Annotated in this window: 9 protein-coding genes; 4 read left to right on the top strand and 5 right to left on the bottom strand. The window is 72.7% G+C overall.

Translation table 11 applies throughout. The features are described 5' to 3' along the window. On the top strand, window positions 1-1,084 hold a 1,084-nt coding region (locus VFZ20_RS28210; RefSeq protein ID WP_329687306.1), incomplete at its 5' end, for a dipeptidase. Window positions 1,085-1,633: 549 nt separating this feature from the next. Here VFZ20_RS28210 and VFZ20_RS28205 read toward each other — a convergent pair. Both VFZ20_RS28205 and VFZ20_RS28200 read right to left on the bottom strand, forming a co-directional pair. After that, window positions 1,634-1,876 (bottom strand): hypothetical protein, encoded by a 243-nt coding sequence (locus VFZ20_RS28205; protein ID WP_329687305.1) that lies wholly within the window; start codon window positions 1,874-1,876, stop codon window positions 1,634-1,636. A 110-nt stretch (window positions 1,877-1,986) separates the two neighbouring features. After that, window positions 1,987-3,117, bottom strand: a complete 1,131-nt coding sequence (locus tag VFZ20_RS28200) for a ribonuclease D (protein WP_329687304.1) — start codon at window positions 3,115-3,117, stop codon at window positions 1,987-1,989. A gap of 131 nt (window positions 3,118-3,248) precedes the next feature. Between VFZ20_RS28200 and VFZ20_RS28195 the strand changes: the two genes are divergently transcribed. From VFZ20_RS28195 to VFZ20_RS28185, 3 genes are all read left to right on the top strand, one after another. Continuing rightward, window positions 3,249-3,830, top strand: a complete 582-nt coding sequence (locus VFZ20_RS28195; RefSeq protein ID WP_329687303.1) for a hypothetical protein — start codon at window positions 3,249-3,251, stop codon at window positions 3,828-3,830. Between the two features lie 184 nt (window positions 3,831-4,014). Beyond that, the gene (locus VFZ20_RS28190) at window positions 4,015-6,222 is read left to right on the top strand and encodes an Ig-like domain-containing protein (protein WP_329687302.1); all 2,208 of its coding nucleotides are present in this window, start codon (window positions 4,015-4,017) and stop codon (window positions 6,220-6,222) included. A gap of 656 nt (window positions 6,223-6,878) precedes the next feature. Next, the gene (locus tag VFZ20_RS28185; protein ID WP_329687301.1) at window positions 6,879-8,483 is read left to right on the top strand and encodes an amidohydrolase; all 1,605 of its coding nucleotides are present in this window, start codon (window positions 6,879-6,881) and stop codon (window positions 8,481-8,483) included. A gap of 344 nt (window positions 8,484-8,827) precedes the next feature. On the opposite strand, the gene VFZ20_RS28180 is transcribed toward VFZ20_RS28185, so the two are convergent. The 3 genes from VFZ20_RS28180 to VFZ20_RS28170 all read right to left on the bottom strand — a co-directional run. After that, window positions 8,828-9,328, bottom strand: coding sequence for a DUF6174 domain-containing protein (locus VFZ20_RS28180; protein ID WP_329687300.1), 501 nt, complete (start codon window positions 9,326-9,328; stop codon window positions 8,828-8,830). Beyond that, a complete protein-coding gene (locus VFZ20_RS28175) occupies window positions 9,325-9,783 on the bottom strand; it encodes an HD domain-containing protein (RefSeq protein ID WP_329687299.1) in 459 nt (152 codons plus the stop codon). Before VFZ20_RS28175 ends, VFZ20_RS28180 begins: the two co-directional genes overlap by 4 nt. Window positions 9,784-10,047: 264 nt before the next feature. Beyond that, window positions 10,048-10,554, bottom strand: a 507-nt coding sequence (locus tag VFZ20_RS28170; RefSeq protein ID WP_329687298.1) for a helix-turn-helix domain-containing protein, incomplete at its 5' end; no start/stop codon positions are given.

The raw sequence follows: 10,554 nt of genomic DNA, 5'->3' as shown, positions 1-10,554 counted from the left end.
CGGTCCCCTGCCCCAGCAGCACACGGACGTGCCGCGGCTGGGCCAGGGCGGCGTGGGTGGCGTGTTCTGGGCGGCGTACGTGCCGGTGGAAAAGATCGACGAGGGGGGCGCGGCGGCGTTCGCGATGGCGCAGATCGGCCTGATCAAGCGGATGACGGAGCAGTCGCCGGAGCTGGAGATGGCGTTCACGGCCGACGACGTGGTGCGCATCCATCGCGCGGGGCACGTGGCGTCGCTCATCGGCATCGAGGGCGGGCACGCCATCGAGAACTCGCTGGACGTGCTGCGGCAGTTCCACGAGCTGGGCGTGCGCTACATGACGCTCACCCACGGCAACACCATCGAGTGGGCCGACGCGGCCACCGACAGCGCCGAGCACGGCGGCCTGACCCGCTTTGGCGAGGAGGTCGTCCGCGAGATGAACCGGCTGGGGATGCTGGTGGACCTGAGCCACGTCTCGGCCGAGACCATGGAGGATGCCCTCCGCGTCTCCGAGGCGCCCGTCATCTTCAGCCACTCGTCCGCGCGGGCCCTGGCGGACCACCCGCGCAACGTGCCCGACGACGTGCTGCGGATGCTGCGGGACAACGGCGGCGTGGTGATGATCAACTTCTACAGCGGCTTCGTGGAGCCCACGGCCGCGCGGCAGATGCGCGACATGTTCGCCGTGCAGCGCCGCTTTCGCGAGCAGTACCCCAACGATCCCGACGCCGCCCGCCGCGCGTACGACCAGTGGCGCCGCGACAACCCCGTGGCGCGCGGAACGGTGGCCACGCTGGCGGACCACATCGACCACGTGGTGAAGGTGGCGGGGATCGACCACGTGGGCATCGGCTCGGACTTCGACGGGGTGACGAGCCTGCCCGAGGGGATGGAGGACGTGTCGCGCTTGCCGTACCTCACGGCGGAGCTGCTGCGCCGCGGCTACAGCGACGCGGACGTGGCCAAGATCCTGGGCGGCAACATCCTGCGCGTGATGCGCCAGGCCGAGCAGACGGCCGCGCGCCTGCAGCGCGAGCGGGGCCCGTCGCAGGCCGTGATCGACGTGATGGATGGGCGGCTGGTGCGGCCGCGGGGGCGGTAGGGAGACTGCAGGGAATAGGGAATAGGGAACAGGGAATAGGGAACAGGGAATAGGGAATAGGGAATAGGGAATAGGGAATAGGGAACAGGGAATAGGGAATAGGGAATAGGGAACAGCCTGCAACTGCACGACGGCGGGGGAGCCAGCGCTCGGCGCGGCTCTCCCGCCGTTTGTGTTCCGGAATCTGCAGGCCCCTACCCCCGAACCGGCTCGGCGCCGAACGAATGAATTCGCCGCTGGAAATGCACGAAGTCCCCCTGCGCGGACTGCATGGCCGTCATCGTGCCGGACCCCACCATCCCGCCGGGTGACGGCGCCCGTTGGCCGTTGAAGCCTCGTTCGCAGAGCGCGTCAGCGCGAGACGGCTTACCGTTGCCCCAGCGGCGGGTTTACCCGCTCCGCTCCCCGCGAAGCCGGCCCGTACGCACGGACGACAGCCCCCACCGGCAACGCCGTTGGGGGCTGTCGTCTGTAAGCACCCAGCCCGCAACTGCGTCGTTGCAGGCTATTCCCTATTCCCTATTCCCTAATTTCCTATTCCCTACAGTCTCAGGCCACGCCCGCCGCCGTCTTCGCCAACTCCAGGCGGCGGCGCAGCTCCTTCTCGCTCATGGTCTGGATGGCGAAGTTCGCCGCGTCCAGGCTGTTGAACGTGATGGGCGCCGTGACGGCGGCCGCGGGATCGCCCGCCACGCGAAAGCCCAACTGCGCGCCGTCGCGCAGGTGCGCCACCTTGGTGGGGATGGCGACCGCCTCCCAGGGGCGGCCGTGATCGTCCGTGATGCTCCTCATCGTGCAGTCTCCTCCAGGTATGCCACGGCGCCAATCCCCCGGCGCATCCAAAGTCTCGTCGTCCAATCAGGAGAGCGCGAAGCCGTTACTTTCGCACTTTCGCACTTCCGTCACTTCTTCCGCAGCGTCTTGAGCAGCGTGTCGCCCACGGCCTCCACCTGCCAGCGGCGCACGCCGGGCACCTGCGCCAGCGCCTCGGGCGTGGTGGGGCGCGCCTTGCCGATCTCCTCCAGCGTGGCGCGGGGGATCAGGAAGCCGGCATCCAGCCCCAGCTGGTCCGCCACGCGCGTGCGGGCGTCGCGCAGGGACTCCACGCGCGCCTCCAGCTCCAGGTCCCGCTCAAAGCGCGGGCTGCGGGGCCAGCGCGGCAGCTCCGCCTCGGGCACGGCCAGGCCGCGGCGCACGGCCTCCATGATGTCGCGCCCACGCCGCTGCGCCAGCCCCTCGGAGAGCCCGGTGACGGACGGCAGGTCGCGCACGCCGCCCGGGGGCGAGGCGCTCATCTCCAGCAGCGCCTGGTTGCCCAGCACGCGGAACGTGGCCTGGTCGCGCTCGCGGGCCACGCCCTCCCGCCACGCGTACAGCTCCCGCAGGAGGGCCAAGCCGCGCGGCGTGAGGTCGCGCGCGCCCTTGACCTTCATGTACGCCTCGCGGGTGTCGTCGCTCTCCGTCCACCGGGTCTGCTCGCGGCGCAGGAACTCCTCCTGCGCCCAGTGCAGCCGCCCGCGCTCCTCCAGCGCCGCGCGAAGGCGGTCGCGCAGGTCGGGAAGGTGCGCGGTGTCGGTGGCGGCGTACTCCTTCATCCCGGCGGAGAGCGGGCGCTCGGCCCAGTCGGCGCGCTGGAACTCCTTGGGCAGCTTGAGGCCCAGGTACTTCTCCACGATGCTGCCCAGCCCCAGCTGCTTTTCGCCCAGGAACGCCGCGGCGATCTGCGTGTCGAACAGGCCGGAGAGGCGCAGCCCCGCGTCGCGGTCCAGGATGCGCAGGTCGTAGTCCGCGTCGTGGAAGATCTTTTCCACCGCGGGGTCGTGGAACAGGGTCCCCAGCGGGGCCAGCTCACCGGCCGCGAAAGGGTCGATGAGGTAGTTGGCCGTGCGCGTGGAGAGCTGCACCAGGCTCATCCGGTCGAAGAAGCGGTGGTAGCCCGCCGCCTCGGTGTCCACGCCCAGCAGGGGCTCGCCGCGAAGCTCTTCCACCAGCGACGCCAGCCGCTCGGGACGCTCGATGTATTCGTGATCCATTCTCGCCGTCGCTAAAGTCGGGGCAAAATCGCGGCGCGCACCGCCGGTCGCAAGGTTCGGGCTTGTCCATCCCCCGCGCCCATGGCAGATTGGGCACTCCAATCATTTGTTTCCCGCGCTCCCCGGCTCCCATGCGCACCCGCGTTCTCCTTTCCCTCCTCGTGCTGCTGGCCGCCGCGCCGGCGGCCGCGCAGCAGACGCGGGCGTTCCGCAGCACGGCGGGCGTGTCGCTGGAGCTGCCGGCGGGGTGGACGCGCGCCCCGGAGGAGACGATGGCCATGCTCCGGCGCAGGCTCACGGCGACGGGCTCCACCATCACGTACGAGGCGGGGTTCCGGGCCGGCGACGCGCCTTTCCCGGCGCCGCCCATGGTGGTGATCGGGTTCGCGCCCCTGCCGCGCAGGACCACGCTGGAGCAGTTCGGCGCGGACTTTGGCAGCGACGAGGCGCAGGAGGAGGCGCAGGCCACGGCGGACGGGCGGATGCCGGGCGTGAACGTCTCCACCATGCGCTGGGATGCGCAAAACGGCATCGGCTGGGTGCGGGCCGCGTTTCCCGAGGGGCAGGCGATCGGGTATTCGCTGATGGCCGCCACCCTGCTCCCGTCCGGCGACCGCATGTTCGCCGTGGTCTACTACGGCGTGCGGGGCGACGACGAGGCCCGTGTCCGCGCCGACCTGACGGCCGCCCTGCGCTCCCTGCGCGCGGACTGAGGGGCGCCATCCCGCACCGGACGCACAGCGTCTGCGGGCGACGAAAACGAACGCATGGGACGATTCGGCGCGCGCCCCTTCCGACACCTTCTCCCGTGGCGCATCCATTGCTCCACCGCGCACCGCTGCCACCCGACCGGGTAGCAGCGGTTTTCGTGCTGGATTTCACACGCAAGGACGTGCCATGCCTGGACCGCGTCTCCGCGGGCTGCTGCTCGCGGCCTGCCTGCCGCTGCTCTTCGCCGCGTGCGGGAGCGAAACCTCGTCCCTCATCTCCACGCCGGACGGGCCCGCCGCCGCGGCCCTCAAGGGCGCCAGGGTCGCGCTGACCGGTGGCGGCGGGCAGGCGGGGACGCCCGGCCAGCCCCTGCCGGGGCCCGTCGTCGTCCGGGTAACGGACGCCGGGGGGCGGCCGGTGGCGGGGGTGCCGCTGGCCTTCAACCCCGGCACCAACGGCGACGCGGACCCGCGGATGACCGTGACGGACGCGGAGGGCTACGCCCGCACGGCGTGGATCATGGGACCGGAGCTGGGCACGCAGACCATGCGCGTGACGGGCACGGGCCTGAGCCTGTCGGTGACGGCGCGGGTGCTGCGCGGCGGCGGCACGCGCGTCGGCATCATCAAGCGCCGCGGCGAGGAGCAGACGGGGCCGGCGGGCGCACCCCTCCCGGTCGCCATCCAGGCGCTGGTGGTGCGCGACGACGGCACGCCGGTGCCGGGCGCGGTGCTCACCTTCGCGGCCAGCGACGGGGGCCGGGCGAACCGCGCCACCTACCGCACCACGGCCGACGGCCTGGCGTACATCACGTGGACGCTGGGGTCGCGCTCCGGGGAGCAGACGCTCACGGCCACCCTGCCGAGCGCGGCGCCCGCCGTCTTCACGGCGACGGCCACGGGCGGCACGCAGCGCGCGGCCGTGGCGCTGGTGATCCTGCCGGACTCGATGGTGCTGGACGTGGGCGGCACGGGCGCGTTCTCCGTGTCCCTGGCCAACCCGGGCGAGCCGGACCTGCCCGGGCAGGCGCCCAGGTGGACGACGTCGGACCCCACGGTGGCGGAGGTGGACGACCGGGGCACCGTGCGCGGCGTGGCGCCGGGGACGGCCGTCATCACGGCCACGCTGGGCTCGCGGAGCGCGTCGGCCACGGTGCGGGTGCGGGGCCGCGTGCCCGCCATCCTCGCGCTGGTGCCGGACTCGCTCGTGCTGGAGGTCGGCGGGACGGGCGGGCTCAGCGCCGTGGTGCGCGACGCCCAAGGGGCGCAGATCCCCGGCGTGGCGCCCGCCTGGTCGTCGTCGGCGCCGGGCGTGGCCACGGTGGACGCGCAGGGGCAGGTGCGCGGCGTGGCGGCGGGAACGGCGCGGGTGACGGCCACCCTGGGCACGCTCTCGGCCTCCGCCACGGTGCGGGTGCGCGGCGCGGCGGGCCCCACGCTGGAGCTGTTTCCGGACTCGCTCGTGCTGGACGTGGGCGTGTGGGCCCGGGTGTACCCCGTGGCGCGCGACGCGGCGGGCAGACCGGTCATCGTGGACTACGCGGTGCAGTGGTCCACCTCGTCGGACCAGGTGGTGTATCCGTTCGCGGACGGGAGCCTGCTTCCGCAGGCGGCGGGTACCGCGCGCGTCACCGCCCGGTGGGGCAACCTGACGGCGTCCATCCCCGTGCGGGTGCGGCAGCCGCGCGGGGGAAGCCTGCGGATTCCGCAGATCCAGATGCGGGCGGGCTACGCGCCCAGGATCGAGGCGACCACCCGCGACCTGGATACCAACTGGTGGATCCACATCTCGCAGCGCAACGTGAGCGCCGTCACCATGCGCGTCCGCGGTCCCGCGGGGCGCACCATCGACTGCACCAACGCGGGCCCGGAAAGCATCTACGGTGACGAGTTCCGGTGCGACCTTACGCTTCCCCGGGGCTCGGAGCCGGGCGTGTGGAAGGTGGACCGGGTGACGGTGACCAAGGACGGGCAGACGACCACGTTCACCGCGGCGGACCTGGAGGCGCAGGGCACGCTGGGCCGCGCGTTCGACCTGTTCGGCACCGGCCCGGATACCCAGGCGCCCGTCGTCCGCACCATCTGGCCGCACCAGGGCACGCGCTACCCGGACATCTACTACGTGAACGTGGGGATCCTGGACCACGTGTCCGGCATGCGCAGCGCGCGGATGACGGTGCGCGGCCCGGGCGGCGTGACGCACACCTGCGAGATGAGCCCCACGGCGGGGGTGTGCCGCCTGCCGCTGCGGCCGGGGAGCGGCACGTGGGACATCGTATCCGTGGAGACGGAGGACATGACCGGCAACCGCGCCACCTACACGGCGCAGCAGATCGCGCAGCTGGCCAGCGGCATGAGCGAGGCGCCGTTCCTGGTGTACTCCTTCACGCCCTGAGGACGCGGACGGGCCGAGGCGGGCCCGCGACGCACCCGGACACCGCGCACGGGCCGGCTTCGTGAACGGTGACGGCGGATGAAGAAGATGGACGACGGCCGGCACTCCGCACACCGCGCGGGGCGCCGGCCGATTCGTTCGCGGCGCGTGCGGGAGCACGTTGTCCCGGGAAGGATGGATCGCTGCCCGGGCGAGCGCCCCCCATCCCCGACCCTTCCCCCACAAACAGCGTGGGGGAAGGGAGAACTTCATCTCGGAAGGACGGATCGCGCCGGCAGCAGCCCGCTCCTCCCCCGGCCCTTCGCCGCTCGTTCCTCGCGGAGAGGGGAGAACGGCAGGTCGATGCGGAGTCGGATACGAACCACACCGCTCGAGCTCCGCGCGTCGCCACGGCACTCGCCCGCGCCGGACCCGTCGGCGAAGGCCGACATCACGTTTTCTGTGCCGCGATTTCAATCGCCGGGTCTGGGACGCCGCTTCACCTGCATCGATCATCATCATCGCGATCGGCTGATCGACGGGATCCGCATCCGCCGCCTCCGCCCGCGCCTTGCCCGCGCACGGTGCCTTCCGCATCTTCGCCCATCGACCGACGCCGGCCGCCGATCCGCATCATGCCGGCCGCTGATCCTCCGCCCGAACCGCATCCGCCGAACGTGCAGAGCCATCCCGCGCCCGACCTGATCGTCACCGCCCGGCGCATCCACGTGCTGGGGGACCATCCGCCCGTGCAGGCGCTGCTGGTACGCGGCGGGCGCATCGCCGCGCTGGGCACGGCGGACGAGGTGCGGCACGCGGCCCTCCCCGGCGCGCGGACGGAGCACGTGGACGGCGTGATCACGCCCGGGCTCACGGACGCGCACGTGCACCTGACCCTGTGGGCCCTCGCCCGCCGCCGCGTGGACCTGAACGCCGCCGCCACGCTGGACGCGGGCCTGGCCGTCCTCGCCGAGGCGGCGAAGTCCGGCGAGGGCTGGGTGCGCGGACTGGGCTGGGACCAGCACCGCTGGGGCGGATTTCCCACGAAGGAGGCGCTGGACCGCGCCTGCCCCGACCGGCCCGCCTTCCTGCAGAGCCACGACCTGCACGGCGCGTGGGTGAACAGCGAGGCCCTGCGCCGCTGCGGCATCACCCGCGACACGCCGGACCCGGAGGGCGGCGAGATCGTCCGCGACGCGGCCGGCGAACCCACGGGCGTGCTACTGGAAAAAGCCATCGGCCTGGTGGAGTCGCGCCTTCCGCAGGAGTCGCCGGAGGAGGTGCGCGACGCGCTGCTGGACGCGCAGGCGGAGGCGCACCGCCTGGGGCTCACGGGCGTGCACTCCGTGGAGGTGACGGGGCTGGAAGACTTTACGGCCATGGAGCTGGACGGAGTGCTGCGGCTGCGCGTGCTGCAGGCCATCCCCCTGCCCCGGCTGGACCACGCCATCGGCGCGCGGCTGCGCAGCGGGTTCGGCGGGCCGTGGCTGCGCATCGGCGGGGTAAAGATGTTCCTGGACGGCGCGCTGGGCTCGCGCACGGCGCTCATGCGGCAGCCGTACGAGGGCGGCGGGGTGGACGACCGGGGCATCCGCACGCTGGAGCCGGACGTGTTCCGCGAGAACGTGCGTCGCGCGGCGGAGGCGGGGATCGCGTCCACCGTGCACGCCATCGGCGACGCGGCCGTGGAGCTGGCCATCGACGTGCTGGGCAGTGCGCCGCGCGTGGCCGCCATGCCGCACCGCATCGAGCACGTGCAGCTGTGCCCGCCGGACCTGTGGGAGCGCGCGGGCCGGTCCGGCCTGGTGGGCTCCATGCAGCCCGTGCACCTGGTGACGGACATCCCCGCCGCGGAGCGCCACTGGAGCCACGCGCGGTCGCGCGGCGCCTACGCCTTCGCGCCGCTGGCGAACGCGGGGATGACGCTGGCGTTCGGCAGCGACGTGCCGGTGGAGACGTGCGATCCGCGGATGGGCCTGTTCGCGGCCGTGCGCCGCGTGGGGTGGAGCGGCGAGCCGCGCGAGGGGTGGTGGATGGAGAACGCCATCCCGGCCGGGCAGGCGCTGCGGGCGTACACGGAGGGCCCGGCGCACGCCGCTGGCCTGTCGCACCGCCAGGGCCGCCTGCTCCCCGGCTACGACGCGGACCTGGTCGCCTGGGACGTGGATCCGCTGGACTGCGAGGTGGACGCGCTGCGGGAGATGCGGTGCGTGATGACGATGGTGGACGGGGAGGTGGTGCAGCGGGACGGCGAACGGCAGGGACTAGGGAACAGGGAATAGGGAATAGCCGGCAACTGCGGAACTGCGGGGGACAGGGGACAGGTTTACAGGGGACAGCCTGCAACTGCGGTCCGCGCGCGAATCGGGCCGGCCCGCTGTTCCGTACCTGCGTACCCTGCACCTTCGTACCCGCCGTTCGAGAAGACGCCCCGCCCCGGAGATGATCCGGGGCGGGGCGTCTCGTCGTCAGGGGCCGCAGGTGACCACCAGGCAGCCGGGAAGGCTCAGCGCGCTGGCGATGATCAGCAGGCGCAGCAGGGCTCGGGCTCGCGTGGGCATCGGCGTCCATCCGGGTGCGGGTGCGCGTACGGGTTCGCCTGCCCCGCGAGGCAAGCCCCGCGCCTTTACGAGCCCGTCGCGGGCGTGAAGCCGGCCACCTGGAACACCAGGTTGTCGTCCGCGTCGGACGAATCGGGGTCCCACTGCAGCAGCAGGGGCACGCCGTACGTGGGATCGTACGCCACGTTCAGCAGGTCCGCGTCCCGCCCGATGCTGTTCTGCACCACGGCGAACAATTCCTCCACCGTGTCGTACGGGCCGAACGTCACGGCCGACGCGGGCGTGCGCTGCGACGGGTCGTTGCTCTCGTACACGCGCGAGACCACGGCCCCGTCGCGCACCGTCACGCGCACGGCGCGCAGCTCGCTCGCCGGCGCGCACGAGCAGACGAGCGTGAGCACGTAGCTGTACGACGACAGGTTGGCCGCCTCCCACCGCCCCGTGGCGCGCCGGTACTCCTCGCGCTGCACCTCGTCGCCGTCGCCGCCCAGCACCCCGTCGCAGCCGGCCAGCGCGCCCATCAGCAGCGCCGGCATCACCATCCATCGCACAAGGCGAGTCTTCATCCCCGTATCTCTCCCGTCCCGGGTTGGCGCGCGGACTCGTCCGTCAGGAACCGACAGGCGCGATGGTAGCGGGCCAGCCGCTCCACGTCGTCCGGGGTAACGGTGCCGAGGCGCCGCGCATCCATGTTGTCTTCCAGGTCCGCCAGCTTCACGCGGCGCGCCACCGGGTGCCGCGCCGCCCGCCGCACGAAGTCGTCGTAGGTCTCGCCCTCGCGGCGGGTGAGATGGTCCACCGCATCGATCACCTCGTCGGAGAATCCGCGCCCCCGCAGGGCGTCCAGCGTCCAGTCCGTGTCTTCCACCACGTCGTGCAGCACGGCGGCCATGCGCTCCGCATCCGTCCGCACGGCGAACATCATCCGCAGGGGATGCAGGATGTACGGCGCGCCCGCGCGGTCCGTCTGCCCGCGATGGGCCTGCGCCGCGATGGCGATCGCTTCTTCCAGGGTGGCCATACCGTCCGTGTGCTCCGTGGTTCCCGATCCATCCATCCCCCGAATGCCCGCACGCACCGGGCCGTCCTTCCGGGTGCAACGCACGAGCACCCGCCGTCGTGACGTGACGGGCAGATCCGCATCTGCGGAAGAGTGCCGACCGCGACAAACCCGGAAAAGCCCCGATCCCGCTCGTCGCGGCGGATCGGGCTTCATCTTTCGCACTTTCGCACTTTCGCACTTCCGCACTTCTGCACTTCCGCACTTCCGCACTTCCGCACTTCCCTACTGCAGCCACGTCTTCTCCGGCCGGCCGCGGGCGTGCGCGGCCTCGCGCAGCTCGAACAGCTCCCGCGAGAACGCCGCGGAAGCCGATTGAAAGGCGTGGCCGCGCAGCTCCGTGGGCGAGGCGCCCAGAAAGGTGCGCAGGGCGTTGCGCAGGGCCGTGTCGCTGCTGTAGCCGCAGGCGCGCGCGGCCGCGGCCAGGGTGCGGCCCGCGTCGTCCAGCATGTCGGCCGCCAGCAGGATGCGCAGCCACGCCATCAGCCGGCGCGGCTGCGGCAGGTCCGCCCGGCGGCACCAGCGCAGCACCGTGCGCTCCGTCACCCCCAGCGCCTGGGCCAGCTCGCCGCTGCCCCCACCCACCGCCGCCGTGTCGGCCGCCACGGCCAGCAGCGACCGCGTGCGCGTGGGCGTGGTGCGCGGCAGGGCGCGCTCCAGCAGCCGCGCTACCAGCCGGCCCTGCACCAGCCGCAGCCGCCGCCGCAGGGCGCCCACCGTGTCCTCGCGCCC

It is taken from the genome of Longimicrobium sp., from assembly GCF_036280135.1.
GTDB lineage: Bacteria > Gemmatimonadota > Gemmatimonadetes > Longimicrobiales > Longimicrobiaceae > Longimicrobium.
This window is presented reverse-complemented; position numbering and strand designations above follow the sequence as displayed.